This is a genomic window from Streptosporangium oxazolinicum, assembly GCF_039537505.1.
In the GTDB taxonomy this organism is placed as follows: domain Bacteria; phylum Actinomycetota; class Actinomycetes; order Streptosporangiales; family Streptosporangiaceae; genus Streptosporangium; species Streptosporangium oxazolinicum.
Window position 1 is genome coordinate 24,239 of sequence record NZ_BAABAQ010000018.1, and the last position, 19,829, is coordinate 44,067.

The window sequence follows — 19,829 nt, forward strand, 5'->3', positions numbered from 1 at the left end:
GGCCCGCCCGCCACACCGCCGGGCGACGACATCCTCGACGCTCCGGCGAGGGTGGCGCGGGAACCCGGGGAGCCCGGGGGGCGCTGTGCGCCTCCCGGGCCCGAGGAGGTGACGGACGGTGTCATCGCCGTCTCAGGGGGCCTGGAAACCGGCCTTGGTCAGCACGTCCTTGCCCTGCTGCGACAGCACGAGGTCGACGAACTGCTTGGCCGCCTCGGGAGCGGGCGCGCCGGACAGGGTCGCGATGGGATAGTCGTTGATCGCTTTCTCGGCCTCGGGGAACTCGATGCCCTCGACCTTGCCCTCGGCCGCGATGACGTCGGTCTTGTAGACCAGGGCGGCGTCCACCTCGCCGAGTTCGACCTTGGTCAGGGTGGCCTTGACGTCCTGTTCCAGGGTGACGGGGGTGACCTTGAGCCCGGCGGCGTCCAGTGCCTTGACGGCGGCGGCGCCGCAGGGCACCTGCTCGGCGCACAGGGCTACCTTGACCTTCGGATCGGCCAGGTCCGCCAGGTCGTCGACCTTGGCCGGGTTGTCGGCCGGGACGGCGATCTGCAGGGTGTTGCGCACGAACGTGACCGGGGCCGCGGCCAGGGAGGCGTCGGTGACGGTCTTCATCGTAGCCGGGCTCGCGGCGGCGAAGACGTCGGCCGGGGCGCCCTGGACGATCTGCTGGGCCAGGGTGGCGCTGGAGCCGAAGTTGAAGCGCACCGTGGTGCCCGGGTGGGCGGCCTCGAAGGTCTTGCCCAGCTCGGTGAACGTACCGGTCAACGACGCGGCGGCGAACACCGTCAGCGTCGTGGCGGCGTTCGAGGGCGCCTCCGACGCCGACGCCGACGCGGCCGGGGAGGCGGAGGTGGCCGGGTCACTGGAGCCGCAGCCGGACAGACCGGCGGCCAGCGTGAGGGAGAGGGGGACTGCGACGGCCCATCGGGAAACGCGCCTGAACAACAAGGGCTCCTTACTGGCTCGCTGCGCGAGCGGGATCGGCGATCTCCACGACGACGCTGGTGGACTCGATCACGACGATCGCCACCACCCCCACCTCCAGACCCGGCTCACCCATGGCCCGGCGGCTCATCAGCGCTCATCGCGCCGGGCCGCGAGCCGTCCGGCGTCGCCCCACCGGCGGACGGTGTCGGGGCTGACGCTCAACGGTGCGGCGGCCTCGCTGATCCGAAACGTCGTCACGAACCATCACGATACCTTCGCAAATTCCGGGATCAAGAGCGGGGTACCGTGGCAGCCACGGCATGATCCACCGCTTTCACATGGCACCTGAGAGATCGCAGCTGAGAGATCACGCGTGCGTGGTCACGCCTGAAAGGCGGGTTCCTCCGTACGCGCCGGTGTCGGCGCGTCGTCACCGCCCGCCGACGGCCTCACCGGTGCCGCTCACGATCGGCGTACCCGGTGTCGCGACCGCCGATGCCCGTGGGTGCGCGGTCCAGGCTTGACGTGAACCTTGGTTGAGGTACGAACCTGTTCACACGGCGCCGCAAGGGCGCGGACAAACCCACTGTGACCAGCGGAGGACCATCATGCCCGAGGAGCCGATCCGGTTAGCGGTGATCGTCGGCAGTGTCCGGGAGGGGCGGCTCGGCCCGATCGTCGCGGAGTGGTTCGCGGGTCGGGCCCACCGGCACGAGAACCTGGACGTCGACGTCGTCGACCTGGCCGAGATTCCCCTGCCGATGGTGTTGCCCCGCTTCGGGGCCGCACCCGCCGAGGAGGCGGCGCGAGCTCTGGGGGCCCTGACCCCGCGGCTGGCCAGGGCTGACGCGTTCGCCATCGTGACGCCCGAGTACAACCACAGTTTCCCCGCCTCGTTGAAGAACGCCATCGACTGGCATGACCGGCAGTGGCACGCCAAACCGGTCGGCTTCGTCTCCTACGGCGGCATCTCCGGCGGCCTGCGGGCGGTCGAGCAGCTCCGCCTGGTCTTCGCCGAGCTGCACGCGGTGACCGTCCGCGACACCGTCAGCTTCCACGGCGCCTGGAAGCACTTCGACGACGAGGGGGCGCCGATCAGCCCGCAGAGCTGCGACGGCGCGGCCAAGATCCTGCTCGACCAGCTGACCTGGTGGGCGCGGACGCTGCGCGAGGGCAGGGCCGCCCATCCCTACACCACCTGAGCAGGCCACCACCTGAACAGGCCAGCACCTGAGCAGGCCACCACCTGGACAGACCACTGCCTGGACAGACCGGCACCTGAGCGGGCCCGGACGCGTCACCGGTCGTCACGCGCGACGGCGCCCGCCGCACGGAGTTCGTTCCGTGTGGCGGGCGCCGTCGTCTCCGGGGTCACGGGTGGCTTGTGGCCACCGTGGATCCCCTCCGCGTCCGGACCTCATCGCCGCCGCGTGATCCCCGGACGTCGTTCTACCAGCCGCTGCCGGACCGGTAGAGCTGGCCGCGCACCGCGCCGCCGCCGAACTCGGTGGTGTGCAGGTTGGTGTACCAGTTCTTCGGGTTCTGCTTGATGCCCCGGGCGATGTCGGACTTCACCGACGCGGTGCCGGCGATCCCGGTGACGCCCTTGGGCAGGCCGTTCGCGTCGGCGAAGAAGTCGATCACGACATCGCCGTTCTTGCCCTTCTTGCCACGGTGGATGTGCCCGTTGGTGGGAGCGGCGAGCTTCTCCCAGATGGTGGCGTAGTAGACCTTCGACCCCTTGATGCCGACGAGCCACTCGGCGCGGCCGTTCGGGTCGCCGACCTTCTTGCCGGGGGTCGGGACCTCCTGGCGGCCGTCGGCGTTGGAGTGGTAGATGGGGTGCACGCCGCTGGCCAGCACGTTGGCCAGGTTGGTCGGGCTGATCCGATGCATCTGGGCGCGCACCGCGCCACCCGGGAACTCGGCGGTGTGCAGGTTGAGGTACCAGTTCTTCGGGTTCTTCTTGATCCCGGACAGCAGGCCGCTGTCGTTGATCTTGACGCTGCCGAGGATGGCCTTGCTGCCGCCGGGCAGGGCCTCCATGAAGAAGCCGACCTTCACGTCGCCGTTCTTACCGGCCTTGCCCTGGTGGATGTGGAAGGCGGTGGGGGTGGCCGTCCCCTCCCACCGTACGGCGTAGGAGACCTCGTTGCCGCGGATGCGGACCACGGCGATGGCCTTGCCGTTCTTGTCGCCGACGGCGGGACCGCCGCTGGTCGGCACCTCGTTCTTCCCGAGCAGGGTGCCCGCGAAGTAGGCGTCCGCTGTGCTCGCGGTATCGGACTGCTTGGCCGAGGCTGTGCCGGCCTGCGCGGCCGGGGCGAGGGCCGAGGAGAGCAGGGCCGCGGCGATGGCCACGCCGGAGACGGTGAGGGTGCGCTTGGACATCGTGAACCTCTCGTAGCTGTCAGGGGTGCTGCGTTCTTCAGCCGGTTGTACGGCGCTGCGGCCAGCTATGGTTCAACGTTCAAATACGTAAAAATACACACACGGAAACGGCCCGGGAAAAGCCCTTCTCCTCCGGGGAAGGGCTAAGATGCCCGGTCAGACCGTAACGGTGAGCAGCGTGTCCCCACCGGTCGTGCGCACCTCGAAGCGGTCTATCCCGCCCGGCCCCCAGGCGACCCCGCCGTGCACGTAGAGCGGCTCGGGAGAGCCGGAAACCCCGTAGCCCCGCTCGGGCACCGCCCATCCGGTGACCACGCGCCGCTCGCCGGTCGAGGAGACGGCGATCAGCTCGCACTCCAGCGGTCCCCTGACGCCTTTGAGCTCCAGGGCGGCGTGGGTGCCCCAGCCCTTCGTCTCCAGGACCAGGCCGCCGGTGACACCGGGGGCGCCCGTACCCGCGAGCGGCGTGCCGGCCCGGTAGGCGTCCTCCGCGGGACCGTGCGCGGAGTGGCCGACGGGAACGCTCCCGCTCTCGCCGGAGATCGAGGTGCCCACGGCGATCCCACCGGCGACCAGGGTGACGGCCGCGGCGGCGCCGATCACGAACGTGCCCCTGCGGGCACGCCGGTCGGCCGCCTTGCGCCGGCGCAGCAGGCTGACCACCTCGGCGGGACCCCTCTCGCCGGTGCCGGAGGCGTCGTCGGCGCCGTCGCCGTCCCTGAGGGGCCCGATGCCGGCGAGCGCGTCCGCCACCCCCGACAGCTCCCGGAGCTCCGCGGTGCAGGGCGGGCAGGTGGCCAGGTGGTCCGAGAAGGCCGCCCGGTCGGGCTCGCCGAGGATGCCCAGGGCGTACGCGCCCACGTCGGTGTGCTCCACCCGCGAGGTCACGCCGTCACCCCTCTCTCCTCAAGGGCGACGCGCAGCGCGCGGAGGGCGTAGTACGCCCTCGACTTCACCGTGCCGACGGGGATGCCGAGCGCCTCGGCGGCGTCGTTCACCGACCGGTCGCGCAGGACCGTCTCGTTGAGGATCTCGCGATGGGCGGGGGACAGCGAACTGAGCGCGTCCGACACGACGACCTGTCGCAGAAGGTCCTCCATCTGATCGGGCATGGGCACACTCTCCAGTGGTCCCTCACCCGCCTCGTGGGGACGCGCGTCCTTACGGCGTTGGTCGTCAATCACGATATGTCTGGCGACCGTCGCGAGCCAAGGCATCAGGGACGACGCGTCGGCGTCGAACCGGTCCGCGCTGCGCCACGCGCGCACCATGGTCTCCTGCACCACGTCCTCGGCCCACTGCACGTCGCCCCGGGTGAGCCGTACGACGAAGGAGAGCAGCGGCCGGTGGTACGTCCGGTACAGCTCCGCGACGATCAGCTCGTCGTCGGGGGCGTCGACCGGTCGCAGCCGGGATCGGCTCCGCCGGTCACCGGACCAGGAAGAGGCTTTCACGGTGGGGTTCTCTCCGGGGGAATCGGCCGGCGGGGAGGGGCAGGCGGCTTGCCGCGTCATCACGCGCGTCCCGAGGTTCGCACCGGGCGGTCGTGACCGGTGTACGGGGCGGCGTCGCCCGCCTCTTCGTGGTCGCGGGGGCCGGGGTGCGATTCCGCGATCACGGCGGTGCCCGCTGGAGCGGGTCGCCACAGGGCGTCCACGATCACGCTGTGCCCTCCCGGGGTCGGCCGCCGGACGGTTTCCGGTGTCGGCAGGCAGTACGGTGCCGGGTCCCCGAGGGTTCAACGGATCGTGTGGATTTTCAATTATGAGCCGAACTAGCTTCGCATAAGGGCAAAAGCAGGCTAATTCCGGGCGAAGAATACCTGTCCCCACCGGGGCCGGACACGGGCGGGTACGGGGGGCGCGGGCCGGGCTCCCGGGGCGTACGAACACCGGGTGACGGGGTTTCGCGAGGCGTGCCGTTCAGGCCCGCGGCGCGCCGTGGGGGCGGGCCGCGGCGATGTCACAGGACCGGGCGGACGTGGGTGATGAGACGGCCGCCGTCGAAGACGTGCATGGCGATCTGCGGCGGCAGGTCGTAGTCGACGGGGACCGGGGCGTCGAGCTCCCGGGTGAGCCGCAGCGTGGAGACGACCCCCGGGGCGACCGAGAGCGGCAGGCCCGCGAAGGTGGTGCTCGCCGCGGTGTGGGCGTGTCCGGCGATGACGGCCACCACCTGCGGGTGCCGCCGCACGACCGCCTCCAGCCGCTCCGGGTTCCGCAGCCGGATCGCGTCCACGTACGGGGTGCCCAGCGACACCGGCGGGTGGTGCATGCCGACGATGGCCGGGGTGTCCGGGGTCTCGGCGAGCACACCGTTCAACCAGGTGACCGTCTCGTCCTCCAGGAAGCCCTCTGGCCGCCCGGGAACGCTGGAGTCGCCCAGCGCGACGGTGAGCCCGTCGAGCCTGAGGACCTGGTTGATCGGCCCGTCGCCGCCATCGTCGAGGCCGAGCAGGGCCTTGCGGAACGCCGGACGGACGTCGTGGTTACCGGGGCAGATGATCGTCGGATAGCGCGTGGTCAGCAGCTCACGCGCGATCTCGTACTCCTCGATCAGGCCGTTGTCGGCGATGTCGCCGGTCACCACGACCGCGTCCAGGGGACCGGACAGGTTCTCCAGGTGTCGCATGACGGATCGGGTCCTGTCGATGCTGCGGGGGGAACCGTCGATATGGACGTCACTTACGTGCGCCAGGATCAGCATCAACCAAGAGTGACATATCCGGCTTCCTGCCGCCGGGCATCCGATGCGGAGAGCAGGAACGCACCGGGCGGGGAGAGCCGGTGTGAGCGGAAGAGCTCACGCGGCAGGGTGGAACAGGGGGCGTCGGGGAGGCATGGGAAGACGGGGTGGGTGGAGCCGGGGGAGCCGCGTGGGGAGGGCCGCTGGGGTGCGGACGGAACAACCGGGCGTGGTGGGCGACGCCGCCGAGCCGGGTGGGTGGAGCCGGGGGAGCCGCGTGGGGAGGGCCGCTGGGGTGCGGACGGAACAACCGGCACGATGTCGGCGCCGACCACGAAAGCCGCCTCGAAGGCCGCCTCCTCGGAGGCCGGCCACAGGACGGTGCCGGTGATCTCGCCGATCGCCAAGATAAGCCGGGGTCCGTCCCTGCCCCTCGTAGGGGACGGACCCCGGCGGATCAGTGGCCGTACCCGCTACTCCCAGCGGAAGAAGCGCGCGGCCAGCCCACCCGTGACCAGCACGGTCACCGTCATCACCACCAGGTGCAGCGTCTGCGGCGCGTGCCCGGCCCACGTGTCGCGAAGGGCGTCGGCGAACGGCGCCATCGGCAGGAAGTCCCCGATCCGCCGTACCAGGTCGGGCATGAGCTCCCGGGGGATCCACATCCCCGCCATGAACATCAGCGGGAACATCAGCAGCGAGCCGATGCCCGGCGCCACCTTCGCGTTGGGCGCCACCGCGGCGATCAGCAACCCCAGGCCCAGCATCGAGGCCGTGCCGAGCACGAACACCCCCGCGAAGGCGAGCGGGCTCTTGGGCGGGACCGAGCCGAGGACGAGATAGCCCAGGACGATCAGCAGGACGGTGGCGACGATCGCCACCACGAGGTTGTTGGCGACCTGGGCGACCAGCAGCCGGATCGGGTTGACCGGAGTGGTGGACATCCGGCGCAGCACGCCGCTCTCCCGGTAGGTCACCAGCGTCGCCGGCAGGACGGTCAGCGCCATCGTCACCACCGCCAGGATCACCATCATGCCGGGCAGCTGGGTGTCGACGACCCGCTCCCCGCCCAGCTCGGGGGTCGCCTCCCGGTAGCCGGGGATCTGCCCCAGCGCGAGCAGGAGGACGAGGGGCAGCATCACCGCGAAGATCGGACCGGCCGGGTCCCGCAGGAAGAGCTTGGCCTCGGTCAGGAGCATCTTGTTCATGAGATCTTCTTTCCGGTGAGGCTGAGGAAGGCGTCGTCGAGGGTGGCCTGCTCCACGCGCAGGTCGGTGGGTACGACACCCGCGGTGGAGAGGACGGTCGTGACCGCGAGCAGCAGGTTGCCGGTGCCGGTGACCGCGACCTGCCCGCCGCTGCGGTTCACCTCGGTGACCTCGGGAAGGGCTTCGAGCCGGGAGTCGTCGAGCGGCCCCGACGGCCGGAACCTCACGGTCTGCCGCCCGCCGACCCTGGCGATCAGGCCCGACGGGCTGTCCATCGCGACCACCCGGCCGGAGTCGATCAGCGCGAGCCGGTCACAGAGCCGCTCGGCCTCCTCCATGAAGTGGGTGACGAGCAGGATCGTCACGCCGTCCTCGCGGATCCGCTCGATGAGCTCCCAGGTGTCGCGGCGGGCCTGGGGGTCCAGGCCGGTGGTCAGCTCGTCGAGGATCGCCACCCGGGGGCTGCCGACCAGGGCCAGCGCGATCGAGAGCCGCTGCTGCTGGCCGCCGGAGAGCTTGCCGTAGGGGGTGTCGCGCTTGCCGGCGAGCCCGACGCGCTCCAGCAACTCCTCCCAGTTCGCCGGGGTCCGGTAGAAGGACGCGTACAGGTCGAGCGCCTCCCCCACCCTGAGTTTCGCCGGCAGCGTGGAGCTCTGCAGCTGGACCCCCAGCTGTTCCTTGATCTCGGCGCGGTGCAGCCCTCCGAGCACGCTGACGGTGCCGGAGTCGGGGACGCGCAGACCGGCGACGCACTCCACCGTGGTCGTCTTGCCGGCGCCGTTGGGACCGAGAACGCCGAAGATCTCGCCCTCTTCCACGGTGAACGAGACGTCGTCCACCGCCAGCTGGTCGCGGTACTGCTTGCGGAGGTTGCTGACCTCGATGACCTTCATGCTCACCGACGCTACGAGCCGCGCCGTACGCGGAGAATCCGTCTACATCCCCGGCGGAGGCGGGCCAGGCACCCGGCGGGGGTGTGGCTATCTCCACCCCTCCACGGCGTCCGCCACCACTGGGCACGCCCGGCCCGATCGCCGACACTTGGACCCATGAGGACATACGCGGTGGCGGTGGGAAAGGCGCTGGCCCTGGGGGCGGCGGCGCTGGTGGACGTCGTCCTGGTGGTACTGACCCTGGTCGGGTTCGTGCTGGCGTTCGGCATGGGGATGATCTTCATGTTTCCGCCGACGGCCCAGCTGATCCGGCACCGCACCGCGCTCGCCAGGGGACTGAACGGCACGTGGCTCGGGACCGCCGTGCCGGTGCCCTACCTGCCCCCGCCGCTGCCGGCACGGCCGCAGCCCGACGGCTGGTACCGCTACGAGCGCCAGCTCTACAAGACAGCGAAGTGGCCCGACTGGAACAACCGCTGGAAGTGGATCATCGGCGACCCGGCCACCTGGCGTGACGGGCTCTGGCTCTTCCTCAACCCGGTGGTCGTCTGCGCCCTCCCGCTGCTGCCCCTCACCCTGGCTGGATGCGCCGTCCTGACGATGTGGGCCACGACCCCGGTGATGGTGCCCCTGGCCCTGGGATGCGCCTCGGCCGTCGCGCTCGCCGCGACGCCGCGTCTACTGCGGGCGTACGCGTGGTGGAACCACCTGCTGCTCTCCCCCACGGCCAAATCCGTGCTCGCGGCGCGGATCCAGCGGCTCGACCAGGCGCGTCTGGCGACGGTCGACTCCCAGGCCTCCGAGCTGCGGCGGATCGAGCGCGACCTGCACGACGGCGCGCAGGCGAGGCTCGTCGCGATGGGCATGACGCTCGGCGCGGTCGAGGAGCTGATGGACAAGGACCCCGTGGCGGCCAAGGCCCTGCTCGGCAAGGTCAGGGAGGCGTCCTCCACGGCGCTCGTCGAGCTGCGCGACCTCGTCAAGGGCATCCACCCGCCGGTCCTGGCCGAGCGCGGCCTCGGCGACGCCGTGCGCGCCCTCGCGCTGGACAGCCCGCTGAAGGTCACGGTCACCGTGGACCTGGACAGCCGCCCCGACTCGCCCGTGGAGTCGGCCGCCTACTTCTCGATCAGCGAGCTCCTCACCAACGCGGCCCGCCACGGCGGTGCCGAGCGGGTGTGGATCGACATCAGCGGCAACGACCACGCGCTGCGCGTGGTGGTCACCGACGACGGTTCGGGGGGCGCCGACCCGTCCCTGGGCAGCGGCCTGCGCGGCATCGAGCGCAGGCTGGCGGCCTTCGACGGGGTGCTCGCGGTCAACAGCCCGCGGGGCGGCCCGACCACCGCCACGTTCGACCTGCCCAACGCCCTGCGGGAGAAGGGGCCGGACTGCACGCCGTCCCTGCCTCGCGGCAAGGCCATCATCGTCGGGATCTGCTGGGGGATCGGCTGGCTCCCGCTCTTCCCGCAGGGGCTGGTGACGATGTTCATGAAGCTTTTCAACGCCGAGAACCGCAGCTGGTTCCTCGCCCTCTACCTGCCCGAACTGCTGCAGTGGCCGCTGATCGTCTTCAACATCCTCCTGGGCCTGTCCATGTACGCCGCGGGCATGCTCATCCCCGTCATGCACGCCCGCCAGCAGCGGCTGGCGGAGATCCTGCCGGCCCGCCTATGGTTGGGCCGGTGAGCCTGAGAGTCGTCATCGCCGAAGACCTGTACCTTCTGCGCGACGGCCTGGTCCACCTGCTCCAGGCACACGACTTCGAGGTGGTGGCCGCCGTCGAGTCGGGGCCGGAGCTGCTGGGGGCGCTGACCGGGCTGCGGCCCGACGTGGCGGTGGTCGACGTGCGCCTCCCGCCCACGTTCACCGACGAGGGGCTCCAGGCCGCGCTGGCGGCGCGCCGGGCCGTCCCCGGCCTGCCGGTGCTCGTGCTGTCCCAGCACGTCGAGCAGCTGTACGCGCGCGAGCTCCTGGCCGACGGCTCCGGGGCGATCGGCTATCTCCTCAAGGACCGGGTCTTCAACGCCGAGCAGTTCGTCGACGCGGTCCGCCGGGTCGCCGCGGGGGGCACCGCGATGGACCCCGAGGTGATCGCCAAACTGCTGGCCAGCACCGCCCGCCACCAGCCGCTCGGCGCGCTCACCCCGCGCGAGCGCGAGGTGCTGGAGCTGATGGCCGAGGGCCGCTCCAACGCGGCCATCTCCCAGCGGCTGTTCCTCAGCGAGAGCGCGGTCGGCAAGCACACGGCCAGCATCTTCGCCAAGCTCGACCTCGCCCCCTCCGACGACGACAACCGCCGCGTGCTCGCCGTCCTGACCTACCTCAACGCCGCCCGAGGCTGACCCTCAACGTCCCGAGGCTGACCCTCAACGTCCCGAGGCTGACGCCCCACCTTTCCCCTTTTTCCCCGGCCGGGTAACGGTTCTGTCGGTCTCAGCGGATAACGTGCTGTTGAAGTACGGCTTCCGCGCCCGGTGTGCCGTTCGGGACGAAGGGATGATCAGGTGAAGTTCCAGGTTAACCGTGATGTCCTGGCCGACGCCGTTGCCTGGGTGGCCCGGGTGCTCCCCAGCCGTCCGGCCCTTCCCGTCCTCTCCGGCCTGCTCCTGGAGGCCGACGACGACCTCGTGCTGTCGGCCTTCGACTACGACGTCTCCGCCCGCGTCTCGGTCGAGGCGGTCGTGGCGGAGCCCGGCCGGGTGCTGATCCCGGGCCGGATCCTCGCGGAGATCACCCGCAGCCTGCCCGGTGACGTGGTGGAGGTCCTCACCAGCGACTCGGAAGCGGTGCTGACCTGCGGCAGCGCGGAGTTCGGCCTGCTGACCATGCCGGTCGAGGACTTCCCCACCCTCCCCGCGATGCCGCCGAAGATCGGCGCGGTCGGCGGCGTGGCCTTCGCGAGCGCGGTCGGCCAGGTGGCCCCGGCGGCGAGCCGTGACGAGAGCCTTCCCATGCTGACCGGCATCCGGGTCGACATCTCCGGTGACGACGTGACCATGGCCGCCACCGACCGCTACCGCATCGCGGCCAGGGAGTTCGGCTGGCGCCCCGAGGTGGCCGGTGGCACGGCCGCCGCGATGGTGCCCGCGCGGGTGCTCGTCGACGTGGCCAAATCACTGCGCGGCGGCGAGGTGTCGGTGGCGCTGGGCGACGGCGTGGCCGGTTTCGAGAGCGTCGGCCGGGCCACCACGGTCCGCCTGCTCGATGAGCAGTTCATCGACTACCGCTCGCGGCTGACCGACGACTGGTCGATCCGGGCCGACCTGCCGGTGGCGCCGTTCATCGACGCGATCAAGCGGGTCACGCTCGTCGCCGAGCGCAACACCGCGGTCCGGCTCTCCTTCGCCCAGGGGCAGGTCCTCATCCAGGCGGGCGGCGGTGAGATCGGCCGGGGCACCGAGGTCGTCGACGCCGAGCTGTCCGGTGGCGACATCCAGATCGCCTTCCAGTCCCAGTTCCTGCTCGACGGCCTGAGCGGGGTCGAGACCGAGCTCGTCCGGCTCAACATGGAGTCGCCGAGCCGTCCGGCCCTCATCACGGAGGTCCCCGGCGACGCCGCCCCCTCCTTCCGCTACCTCGTGATGTCCCTGCGCCTGACCTGATCACCCTTTGAAGGTGATGCCGCAGCCCCGGGACGACGCCGTACCCCGCATGGGCGCTCCCCGCGTCCGGCCCGGGACGGCGCTCTCATGACTGGGGCCCCCTCACCGGATGGTGAGGGGGCCCCAGTCATGAGAAGAGGGTCAGTCAGAGAGAGAGTTCCTGCTCCTCCGTCAGGGCGATCAGGATGTGCTCCATGCACGCGTGGCCCGCGCGCTCGGCGGCGGCGGCGTCACCGACGGCGATGGCGCGGGCGATCGCCTCGTGCGGGATGTACGTGCTGTTCAGAGTGCTGTTCAGTGAGGTGCCCGCGGCGGTGATGCTGGCGCGCAGCGCCGCCGAGAAGTCCTCGTAGAGATCGATCAGCACCAGGTTGTGGGTGGCACGGACGACCGCCATGTGGAAGGCGAGGTCGGCCTCGACGAACGTGTCGGGCTCTCCCAGCTCCCAGGCCCGCTCCCGCTCGGCCAGCGCCGCCTCGATCCCGGCGATGTCGGCGTCGGTGCGCCTGGTGGCGGCCAGTCTGGCGGCCTCCACCTCCAGCGCGCGCCGCACCTCCAGGATCTCGAGCTGCTCGGCGGTGCGCAGCCGTCGCAACATGGCCCCGGAGAGCTCGCTCGTGGCGCGGACGTACGTCCCGTCGCCCTGGCGGCACTCCAGCAGCCCGGCGTGGGTGAGCGCACGCACCGCCTCGCGCACGGTGTTGCGCCCGACCCCGAGCTGTTCGGCGAGCACGGTCTCGGTAGGAATCTTCGCGTGCATCTGCCAGGAGTTAGAAGTGATCTGCTCCTTGAGTTGATCGATCACTTGGTCGACGAGGGATGCTCGCTGCGCCGTACGCAGACTCACCGTCCGCCTCCTCCGGAGAAACCAATCATCCTACGAATCAATGACTGGTAGACCCTAGTTATTCCGGAGGTGCAAAAACAAATCTGGAGCTCCAGAAGCGGGATCGTCTTAACGGACCAAGGCCGAATCGACGGTCACGCCCACCATCGCATCACGCACTCCGGCAGCCTCAAGAGCCTTACGATACGCACTGGTCTGCTCGTCGACCACACCGACCTGGCCGTACAGGTCTCCGAGGTCACGCCAGACCCGCGCGGTCTCACGGTCGGGACCGGAAGGCTCGTGCCGGACATCGCTCAGCGCCCGCCTGGCGGCGTCCAGGGCCGTCGCGACATCGCCGCCCCGGCCGTCGGCGAGCGCGGCACGGGCGAGGACCAGCCGCGCGGTCGCCCCGATGGGACTCGCCTCGCCGTCGAGCATGTCGAGGGCGGTTCCGGCCAGGGTGGCCGCGCCCTGGGCGTCGCCGATCCCCAGCTGGACGTGGGCGCGCACGACAAGGCTCCGGACGTACTCGCGGACGTGCTCGGGGAAGGCGGAGAGGACCTCGCTCGCGGCGATCGCGAACTCGCGGGCCTCGTCGAGCGGCTCGTCACCGGTGGAGGCGACGAGACGCGCCCAGTCCATCGCGATGAGGGCGAGCTGCGAGGCCATCCGCGCCGGGCGCCCGGTCGCGATCGCGTCGTCGGCGAGACGGACGGCCAGCGCCGAGTCCTCGCCGTCGGCGGCGGTGACGCTCGCCTGCCACAGGGCGTGGATCTCCGCGCCGCGGTTGACCGCGGTGGGGACGCCGTTGACCGCCAGGACCTCTCGGACATAGGACATGCCCGGGGAGCCGGGTCCGCCGGTGCCCGCGGTGTCCAGCAGCGAGGCGGCGAGCTCGACGGCGATCTCCCCCTGCGACAGGGGGAGCCGGTTGATCTCGGCGAGCGCGTGGGCGGCCAGGTCGCGGGCGCGAAGGATGTCCCCGGCGCGCTGGTAGCAGCGGCTCAGCGCCACCGCCAGCGGCAGGTCGGCCAGACGCTCGGGGTGGGCGGCCGCCTCGCGGCGGAGCCGCTCGAACGCCTTCACCGCCGGGCCGATCTTGCCCTGGACCTCCAGCGCGCGGGCACGGCCGAACCGCGCGTGCGCGGCCAGCATGACGTTCTCCTCGCCGGCGACCTTGACGATCTCACCGAAGCGGTCCGCCGCGACGGACGGGTCGCCGTGGAGGAGCTCCAGCTCGGCGTGACGCAGCCCGAGTTCGGTGTCGATGCGCTGGCGCGGCTCGATCCCGTGCAGCAGGAACTCGGTGGTGCATCCCAGTCGCTCGGCGAGCAGGCGGGCGACCACGGGGGTCGGCGTCCGCTTGCCGGACTCGATGAGGGAGACATAGCTGTCGGAAAGGTCCGGCCCTGCGAGCTGGGCCTGGGACATACGCCTGCTCAGGCGAAGTCCGCGGACGCGGTCACCGATGGTTCCCTGACTCGGCATCTGATCTCTCAGGGCGGGGGGCGGTCAATGTTCTCGCCATGATTGCATGAAGCGGTCGAGTCAGGTAACCCCGAGTGAAAAATCCTCACCGGAAAGTGTCAACGGCTCCCGCGCCCCGGACACGGGTCAACGGATCAGTCGTCCGAGTCGTTACCCCCGGGGAAGAGCATCTGGCAGACCTCCAGATAGAGGGTCTCCGGGTACGGGATGTAGTTGACCCTCGACAGGGCCTGGTCCTGACCGGCCGACTCCAGCACGAACTCGCCGTATCCCAGCATGCGGCCGAGAATCGAGCGCTGGAAGCTCATGTCGGTGACCTTGCCGAGCGGCATCATGTCGACCTTGCGGGTGATCAGCCCGGTGGTGAGCAGCATTCGCTTGGAGGTGACGACGAAGTAGTCGACGGACCACTCGGCGACCTTCCAGACGAAGCGGATCAGCAACAGCAGCCAGGCCCACCAGACGACGACGAGCGCGCCGCCTCCGCCCTGGTCGCCGAACCACTTGCTCAGCAGTCCGGCGAGGATCAGGCCGCCGAAGACCTCGGCGACAGCGCGAAGCAGCACGGCCGGGTGACGCCGCACCATGATGACCTGGTGTTCGTGGGGGAGCAGATAGCGGTTGACCGACGAGGGAGCGGAGTCCCCGTGGGTCACGAGCCTCATGACAGATGTGAGACGAATTGGGCCAGAGAATCGGCCGCCGTGTAAACCGTGTCCATGGCACCCCTCACAGCGTTGGCCGCGTCACCTGGTCGTGTGAACAGAAAAAACGCCACAAATCCGACAGCGCCGTACGTCAGTACTTTCTTGACCTGCACCTTGGCCTCCTACTACCGCTCACCCACTGCACCCGCCATATACATTACCCAGGGTCATGCCGAGGTAAAGCGCATCGGCCGATTCGGTCTCGTGCGCGTCGCGAGGATCCTGCCCGAAGCCCTCGCGCGGCACCTCCCGCCCGTCGCACCCGCCATCCTCGGTCGCCCGCGTCACCCGCGCTCGCTCGCGACCAGCGCGAGGACCTCAAGGTGCTTGCGGGCGATCCGCTCGACCAGCGCCGGATGGGCGTGGCCGACGACCTCCAGCGCGCCGTAGTGAGCCGCCTCTATGCAGCGGGTCACCGTGGTCGCCGGATGGATCTCCGAGAACTCGTCCCTGAGCGCGGCGCTGAAGTCCGCGTACGGGTCCGGCTCGGTGTCCGGGATGATTCGCTCGCTCATGGTTCTCCCTGGTGTGCGCCCGCGGCCTCGGCGGACCGGGGACACAGAAGAGATGTCTTCGCCACGCTTAGTACCCGGGGAACCACATTATGTAACGGTCGGTGAGTAGAAGAACCATCCTTTAAGGGAAAAGGATGGTGCTGGAATCTCCGGGGTGGATCCCGGAGCGCTCGAACGGGCGCCGAGGGGAGCCGGGAGGCGCCTCAGACGACGCCGTAGAGGCGATCTCCCGCGTCGCCCAGCCCGGGGACGATGTAGCCGTTCTCGTTCAGCCGCTCGTCCAGGGCCGCGGTCACCAGGCGGATCGGCTTGCCGGTGCCGGCGAAGGCGTCGTCGAGGTGGGCGATCCCCTCGGGCGCGGCCAGCAGACACAGCGCGGTCACGTCGTCGGCGCCCCGGTCGAAGAGGAACTTGATCGCGGCGGCGAGGGTGCCGCCGGTGGCCAGCATCGGGTCGACCACGTAGACCTGACGGCCCGAGAGGTCGTCGGGCAGACGGGTGGCGTAGGTCTCCGCCTCCAGGGTGGACTCGTCGCGGATCATCCCGAGGAAGCCGACCTCGGCAGTCGGCAGCAGCCGGGTCATGCCCTCCAGCATCCCCAGCCCCGCGCGCAGGATCGGGACCACCAGCGGGTACGGGTGCGCCAGCCGCACGCCCCTGGCGGGGGCCACGGGGGTCTCCACCGACCACTCGGTGACGCGGACGTGCCTGGTCGCCTCGTAGGCCAGCAGGGTCACCAGCTCGTCGGCGAGACGCCGGAAGGTGGGGGAGTCCGTGTTCACATCCCGCAGCGCGGTCAGCTTGTGGGCCACCAGGGGATGGTCGACGACCAGGGTTTCCATGGTGGTCAAAGGTATCCTGGGCCGGCGGGTGACGATGAGCCGGGGGACGGTGGGCCACACTCGTTCGACATCGCCCGCTCACTCGGATTTGATCACAATTTGGTCGGAGAGGCCCACGTCGGTGCTTCGCTTCTGAAAGCATTGACCTCCGTAGAGAAAGCATTCGGTGGGGATGGCCATGTCAGACGAAGACTCGCTGGACTTTGCCATCGTGATCTACCGCGAGGACGACCGCTGGGAGGCGGAGATGCTCCCGGTGGCCCTCACCTCCGACCTCGACGGTCTCATCCACGCCCTGCGCCAGCAGCCGAGCATGAACGGCACGATTGGCCTGGTCGCCGTTGGGGATGAGTTCTTCGTGGCGTTACGGGTGTTGGGCGAGAGGGTCGAGGTGTTCCTCTCCGACATCGCCGCGTCCTGGGATTTCCCGCTCGCGCAGCAGGCGCTGGAATACCTGGACGTGCCGGTCCCCGACGAGGACGAGCTCGACGCGATCCTCCAGGACGAGGAGACGGCGCTCCCCGCGGGCGATCTGTCCATCTTCGCGGACCTGGGCCTCGACGAGATGGAGCTCGGCATCCTGTCAGGGGATATCGACCTCCTCCCCGAGGACGTCCTGTCGAGCATCGCCGCGCGGCTGGGGTTCTCCGAGCCGTTCGAGCGCGCCATCGACTCTGTGTTCGGCTGACCTCGGGAGATCGGCCATGCCCTCCAGACCATCCAACAGTGTGTTCTCCGCCGCCTTCGTCCGTACGACGGACGGTTGGAACGGTGCGGAGGTCGACCTCAGCGAGGCGGAGATCGCCGACGACCTCGGCGACGCCGTCCAGGAGCATTTGGGGCTCACCGGAGACGAGCTCGCCCTGCTGTGCGTGGAGGTGGAGGACGAGTGGTTCGCGATCGTCCGATACCAGGGCGACCTGGAGCCGCGCACGTTCCTGTCCGACGCCCACGCGGGTCTCTCCGACGACCTGGGCGAGCTCTTCACCGAGCTCGCCGGGGTGGCGGTGGACAAGGACACCCCCGACCTGGGGGTACGGCCCGCGGGTGACTTCGAGCTGCTGGAGGACCTCGGGCTGAGCTCCGGGGAGCTCGTCGAGCTCAGCATGGAGGAGGGCGCGCTCCCCGCGGACACGCTCTCGGTGATCGCCGAGCGGCTGGCGTTCGCCGACGAGCTCGACCGGCTGCGGTGACGGACGCGCCGTGACCGGCCCGGCGCCGGTGGGCTATGTCCGGGAGATGCGCCTCGCCCTGGCGGAGGCCGTCGAGGCCGGGGCCCGCGGTGACGTGCCCGTCGGCGCGGTCGTCCTCGGCCCCGACGGTTCCGTGCTGGCACGCGCGGGAAACGACAGGGAGGCCTCGGCCGACCCCACCGCGCACGCCGAGGTGCTCGCCCTGCGGCAGGCCGCGCGGGCACGCGGCCGGTGGCGGCTGAGCGGCTGCACGCTGGTGGTCACCCTGGAGCCCTGCACCATGTGCGCGGGAGCCGCCGTGCTCGCCCGGGTCGATCGCGTCGTCTACGGCGCCGCGGACCCCAAGGGCGGCGCCGCGGGGTCGCTCTGGGACGTGCTCAGGGACCGCCGCCTCAACCACCGGCCCGAGGTCCTCGGGGGCGTTCTGGCCGGCGAATGCGCGGCGGTTCTCACCGAGTTCTTCACCGCTCGCCGGATGCGCGAGCAATAGCGGTTATCCGGTAAGCTGCTCCGCGGTGGAGTCGCCTAGTGGCCGAGGGCGCACGCCTCGAAAGCGTGTGATGGGGCAACCTATCCGTGGGTTCAAATCCCACCTCCACCGCCACGAAAAGAGCCTCTGGACTGCGCGAGCAGCTCAGGGGCTCTTCGCGTATCCACGCGTATCCACAGCCGCGCCGAAACGGTCGCGAATGCGGCCCGCGCCCTGATCGTTCCCGCGGTCGCCTTCGGACGCCAACGATCACGTGTCGCTGTCGGCTGTCGCTGCTGCGGAGAGTCTCTCGGGCGCCTCGTGCCGGAGGATCAGCTCTCGGCGGGCAGGTCCAGGACCCGCGCGTGCAGGACCGAGCGCTGGTGCAGGGCCGACCGCAGCGCCCGGTGCAGGCCGTCCTCCAGATAGAGGTCACCGCGCCACTGGACCACGTGCGGGAACAGGTCGCCGTAGAACGTGGAGTCCTTGGCGAGCAGGGAGTGAAGGTCGAGCACCGCTTTCGTGGTGATCAGAGTGTCGAGCCGGACCTGCCTCGGCGGTATCTGCGCCCACTCGCGATGCGAGAGACCGTGTTCGGGATAGGGCCGTTCGTCGCCGACCAACTTGAAGATCACAGTACGTAGTTTAGGAGAGAATCCCGCCCTCCGCCGGGCGGGTTCCCCTCGTCGCAGCTCACGGCCGTTCTCAGATGCTTCCGGCGAAGGTGTCGCACCTGCCGGGGTCGCCGCTCTCGTAACCGGTGGTGAACCACTTGACACGCTGCGCCGACGTCCCGTGGGTGAAGCCCTCGGGATTCACCCGGCCCTGGGTCCGCTCCTGGATGCTGTCGTCGCCCACGGCCGAGGCCGCGCTGAGCGCCTCCTCGATGTCCGTCTTCGTGAACGGCTTCTCGAACAGGCCGGTCTCGTACGCGTTCTTGGCCCAGGCGCCCGAGTAGCAGTCGGCCTGCAACTCCAGCCGGACCGAGCCACTCTCCGGACCCTGCTGCGGGCCCTCCTGGGCCTTGGCGTTGGTGCCGAGGAGGTTCTGGACGTGGTGACCGTACTCGTGGCCGATGACGTACGCCTGGGCGAAGGGGCCGCCCTTGGCGCCGAACTTGCTCTCCAGCTCCTTGAAGAAGCTGAGATCCAGGTAGACCTGGCGGTCGGCCGGGCAGTAGAACGGGCCGACGGAGGAGTCGGCGGCGCCGCAGGCGGTGTTGACCTGGCCGGAGAACATGACGGTCTTGGCCGGCTCGTACCCCTGGACCGCCTTCGGCCAGTAGTCCTGGATGCTGTTCACCACGCCGACCACCCGGCACTCCTCGTTCTGGTCGGCGTCCTGTCCGGTCCTGCACTGGGCGGTGAGGTCGGAGCTCGGGCCCACCGGGGCCGGTTGGGCGGAGCCGCCGGTGATGTCCCCGGGGTTGATCCCGAATATCAGGGCCACGATGAGCGCGACGATTCCCGCCGCGCCGCCGCCGATCGCGAGACCACCACCGGGGATCCTTCCCCCACCGCCGCGACTCTCGACCTGCGAGCTGTCCAGCTGGGCGTCATCCTTGAAATCCATCGCCCACGTCCCTTCGATCCGCTTGGGACCCTCCGACTGCCCCGGGGAGGGCCTGCCATGCGGGCGGTGCGCGATCACCGCGGAGAGCGCGAGCACGGCGAGGGACAGGACCGTGCCGTCACCGGTCATCGTCGGCTCGGTCGGTGTCGCGCCGATCGTCGGGCCGGTGAACGCCACAGGGGCCGGATCGCGTGCGCGATCCGGCCCCTGTGGGGTGGCGGAGGATAGGAGATTCGAACTCCTGAGGGGTTGCCCCCAACACGCTTTCCAAGCGTGCGCCCTAGGCCAACTAGGCGAATCCTCCGTGGAGAAGCTTACCGAACTTTCGGAGCCGTACGGACCACTAATTTCCGACACCGACCACTCGGATCTGAGGCTAGACTGAACACCGACCCCTCGCGCGGCGTCATCCTGTGAACCTCCCCAGGGCCGGAAGGCAGCAAGGATAAGCGGGCTCTGGCGGGTGTGCGAGGGGTCTCTTCGTTGAGACCCCTCGCAG

23 protein-coding genes, 2 tRNA genes and 1 other RNA gene are annotated in these 19,829 nt (G+C 70.2%); 9 read left to right on the forward strand and 17 right to left on the reverse strand.

Translation table 11 applies throughout. The features are described 5' to 3' along the window. Window positions 1-132: 132 nt before the first annotated feature. Together modA and ABD817_RS39740 are read right to left on the reverse strand one after the other, a co-directional pair. On the reverse strand, window positions 133-951 hold the full coding sequence (gene modA / locus ABD817_RS35340; protein ID WP_344922779.1) for a molybdate ABC transporter substrate-binding protein: 819 nt from the start codon (window positions 949-951) through the stop codon (window positions 133-135). A gap of 129 nt (window positions 952-1,080) precedes the next feature. Continuing rightward, window positions 1,081-1,191 carry a MerR family transcriptional regulator gene (locus ABD817_RS39740; protein ID WP_486389325.1) on the reverse strand — a complete coding sequence of 37 codons (111 nt, stop codon included), beginning with the start codon at window positions 1,189-1,191 and terminating at the stop codon, window positions 1,081-1,083. A 350-nt stretch (window positions 1,192-1,541) separates the two neighbouring features. Between ABD817_RS39740 and ABD817_RS35350 the strand changes: the two genes are divergently transcribed. Next, window positions 1,542-2,135, forward strand: coding sequence for an NADPH-dependent FMN reductase (locus ABD817_RS35350; protein ID WP_344922780.1), 594 nt, complete (start codon window positions 1,542-1,544; stop codon window positions 2,133-2,135). 247 nt (window positions 2,136-2,382) lie between these two features. On the opposite strand, the gene ABD817_RS35355 is transcribed toward ABD817_RS35350, so the two are convergent. From ABD817_RS35355 to ABD817_RS35385, 7 genes are all read right to left on the reverse strand, one after another. Further along, a complete protein-coding gene (locus ABD817_RS35355; RefSeq protein WP_344922781.1) occupies window positions 2,383-3,324 on the reverse strand; it encodes a CHRD domain-containing protein in 942 nt (313 codons plus the stop codon). A gap of 156 nt (window positions 3,325-3,480) precedes the next feature. Further along, complete coding sequence (locus tag ABD817_RS35360; RefSeq protein ID WP_344922782.1) at window positions 3,481-4,212, reverse strand: anti-sigma factor family protein; 732 nt, start codon at window positions 4,210-4,212, stop codon at window positions 3,481-3,483. After that, a complete protein-coding gene (locus ABD817_RS35365) occupies window positions 4,209-4,778 on the reverse strand; it encodes a sigma-70 family RNA polymerase sigma factor (RefSeq protein ID WP_425583438.1) in 570 nt (189 codons plus the stop codon). The genes ABD817_RS35360 and ABD817_RS35365 overlap by 4 nt, the downstream gene beginning before the upstream one ends. A 59-nt stretch (window positions 4,779-4,837) precedes the next feature. After that, window positions 4,838-4,987 (reverse strand): hypothetical protein, encoded by a 150-nt coding sequence (locus ABD817_RS35370; RefSeq protein ID WP_344922783.1) that lies wholly within the window; start codon window positions 4,985-4,987, stop codon window positions 4,838-4,840. A 299-nt stretch (window positions 4,988-5,286) separates the two neighbouring features. Next, entirely contained in the window at window positions 5,287-6,030 is a 744-nt protein-coding gene (locus ABD817_RS35375) for a phosphodiesterase (protein WP_344922784.1), read from the reverse strand. Window positions 6,031-6,482: 452 nt separating this feature from the next. Next, window positions 6,483-7,217, reverse strand: a complete 735-nt coding sequence (locus ABD817_RS35380) for an ABC transporter permease (protein WP_344922785.1) — start codon at window positions 7,215-7,217, stop codon at window positions 6,483-6,485. Next, a complete protein-coding gene (locus tag ABD817_RS35385) occupies window positions 7,214-8,110 on the reverse strand; it encodes an ABC transporter ATP-binding protein (protein WP_344922786.1) in 897 nt (298 codons plus the stop codon). Before ABD817_RS35385 ends, ABD817_RS35380 begins: the two co-directional genes overlap by 4 nt. A gap of 156 nt (window positions 8,111-8,266) precedes the next feature. Here ABD817_RS35385 and ABD817_RS35390 point away from each other — a divergent pair, with 156 nt between their 5' ends. The 3 genes from ABD817_RS35390 to dnaN all read left to right on the forward strand — a co-directional run bounded on the left by ABD817_RS35390 (window position 8,267) and on the right by dnaN (window position 11,715). After that, window positions 8,267-9,799, forward strand: a complete 1,533-nt coding sequence (locus tag ABD817_RS35390; RefSeq protein WP_344922787.1) for a sensor histidine kinase — start codon at window positions 8,267-8,269, stop codon at window positions 9,797-9,799. Window positions 9,800-9,801: 2 nt separating this feature from the next. Next, the gene (locus tag ABD817_RS35395; protein ID WP_329093772.1) at window positions 9,802-10,455 is read left to right on the forward strand and encodes a response regulator transcription factor; all 654 of its coding nucleotides are present in this window, start codon (window positions 9,802-9,804) and stop codon (window positions 10,453-10,455) included. Between the two features lie 162 nt (window positions 10,456-10,617). Continuing rightward, on the forward strand, window positions 10,618-11,715 hold the full coding sequence (gene dnaN / locus ABD817_RS35400) for a DNA polymerase III subunit beta (RefSeq protein ID WP_344922788.1): 1,098 nt from the start codon (window positions 10,618-10,620) through the stop codon (window positions 11,713-11,715). A gap of 145 nt (window positions 11,716-11,860) precedes the next feature. Here dnaN and ABD817_RS35405 read toward each other — a convergent pair whose 3' ends face one another. The 5 genes from ABD817_RS35405 to upp form a co-directional block, all read right to left on the reverse strand. Then, complete coding sequence (locus ABD817_RS35405; RefSeq protein ID WP_344922789.1) at window positions 11,861-12,562, reverse strand: FadR/GntR family transcriptional regulator; 702 nt, start codon at window positions 12,560-12,562, stop codon at window positions 11,861-11,863. A 108-nt stretch (window positions 12,563-12,670) separates the two neighbouring features. Next, entirely contained in the window at window positions 12,671-14,032 is a 1,362-nt protein-coding gene (locus tag ABD817_RS35410; protein ID WP_344922790.1) for a helix-turn-helix domain-containing protein, read from the reverse strand. Window positions 14,033-14,166: 134 nt separating this feature from the next. After that, window positions 14,167-14,697, reverse strand: a complete 531-nt coding sequence (locus ABD817_RS35415; RefSeq protein ID WP_329087979.1) for a PH domain-containing protein — start codon at window positions 14,695-14,697, stop codon at window positions 14,167-14,169. A gap of 326 nt (window positions 14,698-15,023) precedes the next feature. Beyond that, the gene (locus ABD817_RS35420; protein WP_329087977.1) at window positions 15,024-15,254 is read right to left on the reverse strand and encodes a hypothetical protein; all 231 of its coding nucleotides are present in this window, start codon (window positions 15,252-15,254) and stop codon (window positions 15,024-15,026) included. 203 nt (window positions 15,255-15,457) lie between these two features. After that, window positions 15,458-16,096, reverse strand: coding sequence for a uracil phosphoribosyltransferase (gene upp, locus ABD817_RS35425; protein ID WP_344922910.1), 639 nt, complete (start codon window positions 16,094-16,096; stop codon window positions 15,458-15,460). A gap of 178 nt (window positions 16,097-16,274) precedes the next feature. Here upp and ABD817_RS35430 point away from each other — a divergent pair, with 178 nt between their 5' ends. The 4 genes from ABD817_RS35430 to ABD817_RS35445 all read left to right on the forward strand — a co-directional run bounded on the left by ABD817_RS35430 (window position 16,275) and on the right by ABD817_RS35445 (window position 17,893). Continuing rightward, window positions 16,275-16,784 (forward strand): tRNA adenosine deaminase-associated protein, encoded by a 510-nt coding sequence (locus ABD817_RS35430; protein WP_344922791.1) that lies wholly within the window; start codon window positions 16,275-16,277, stop codon window positions 16,782-16,784. Window positions 16,785-16,800: 16 nt separating this feature from the next. After that, complete coding sequence (locus ABD817_RS35435; protein WP_344922792.1) at window positions 16,801-17,289, forward strand: tRNA adenosine deaminase-associated protein; 489 nt, start codon at window positions 16,801-16,803, stop codon at window positions 17,287-17,289. 46 nt (window positions 17,290-17,335) lie between these two features. Then, entirely contained in the window at window positions 17,336-17,779 is a 444-nt protein-coding gene (gene tadA, locus ABD817_RS35440) for a tRNA adenosine(34) deaminase TadA (RefSeq protein WP_344922911.1), read from the forward strand. Between the two features lie 24 nt (window positions 17,780-17,803). After that, window positions 17,804-17,893, forward strand: a tRNA-Ser gene (locus ABD817_RS35445). A gap of 197 nt (window positions 17,894-18,090) precedes the next feature. On the opposite strand, the gene ABD817_RS35450 is transcribed toward ABD817_RS35445, so the two are convergent. The 3 genes from ABD817_RS35450 to ABD817_RS35460 form a co-directional block, all read right to left on the reverse strand. Next, complete coding sequence (locus ABD817_RS35450; protein WP_329087971.1) at window positions 18,091-18,393, reverse strand: type II toxin-antitoxin system VapB family antitoxin; 303 nt, start codon at window positions 18,391-18,393, stop codon at window positions 18,091-18,093. A gap of 70 nt (window positions 18,394-18,463) precedes the next feature. Beyond that, window positions 18,464-19,330: a KPN_02809 family neutral zinc metallopeptidase gene (ypfJ, locus tag ABD817_RS35455; RefSeq protein WP_425583443.1), complete on the reverse strand. Its 867-nt coding sequence runs from the start codon at window positions 19,328-19,330 to the stop codon at window positions 18,464-18,466. Between the two features lie 215 nt (window positions 19,331-19,545). Beyond that, window positions 19,546-19,634, reverse strand: a tRNA-Ser gene (locus tag ABD817_RS35460). 83 nt (window positions 19,635-19,717) lie between these two features. Here ABD817_RS35460 and ffs point away from each other — a divergent pair. Next, an RNA gene (ffs, locus tag ABD817_RS35465) (signal recognition particle sRNA small type) lies at window positions 19,718-19,813 on the forward strand. The last annotated feature ends 16 nt before the right edge of the window (window positions 19,814-19,829 follow it).

Coding starts and splice junctions, on each gene's coding strand:
- upp (WP_344922910.1), bottom strand. CDS start 16,096: ATGGAAACCCTGGTCGTCGACCATCCCCTGGTGGCCCACAAGCTGACC.
- ABD817_RS35390 (WP_344922787.1), top strand. CDS start 8,267: ATGAGGACATACGCGGTGGCGGTGGGAAAGGCGCTGGCCCTGGGGGCG.
- ABD817_RS35415 (WP_329087979.1), bottom strand. CDS start 14,697: ATGAGGCTCGTGACCCACGGGGACTCCGCTCCCTCGTCGGTCAACCGC.
- ABD817_RS35385 (WP_344922786.1), bottom strand. CDS start 8,110: ATGAAGGTCATCGAGGTCAGCAACCTCCGCAAGCAGTACCGCGACCAG.
- ABD817_RS35350 (WP_344922780.1), top strand. CDS start 1,542: ATGCCCGAGGAGCCGATCCGGTTAGCGGTGATCGTCGGCAGTGTCCGG.
- ABD817_RS35420 (WP_329087977.1), bottom strand. CDS start 15,254: ATGAGCGAGCGAATCATCCCGGACACCGAGCCGGACCCGTACGCGGAC.
- tadA (WP_344922911.1), top strand. CDS start 17,336: ATGCGCCTCGCCCTGGCGGAGGCCGTCGAGGCCGGGGCCCGCGGTGAC.
- ABD817_RS35355 (WP_344922781.1), bottom strand. CDS start 3,324: ATGTCCAAGCGCACCCTCACCGTCTCCGGCGTGGCCATCGCCGCGGCC.
- ypfJ (WP_425583443.1), bottom strand. CDS start 19,330: ATGGATTTCAAGGATGACGCCCAGCTGGACAGCTCGCAGGTCGAGAGT.
- ABD817_RS35435 (WP_344922792.1), top strand. CDS start 16,801: ATGCCCTCCAGACCATCCAACAGTGTGTTCTCCGCCGCCTTCGTCCGT.
- ABD817_RS35410 (WP_344922790.1), bottom strand. CDS start 14,032: ATGCCGAGTCAGGGAACCATCGGTGACCGCGTCCGCGGACTTCGCCTG.
- ABD817_RS35430 (WP_344922791.1), top strand. CDS start 16,275: ATGTCAGACGAAGACTCGCTGGACTTTGCCATCGTGATCTACCGCGAG.
- ABD817_RS35380 (WP_344922785.1), bottom strand. CDS start 7,217: ATGAACAAGATGCTCCTGACCGAGGCCAAGCTCTTCCTGCGGGACCCG.
- ABD817_RS35375 (WP_344922784.1), bottom strand. CDS start 6,030: ATGCTGATCCTGGCGCACGTAAGTGACGTCCATATCGACGGTTCCCCC.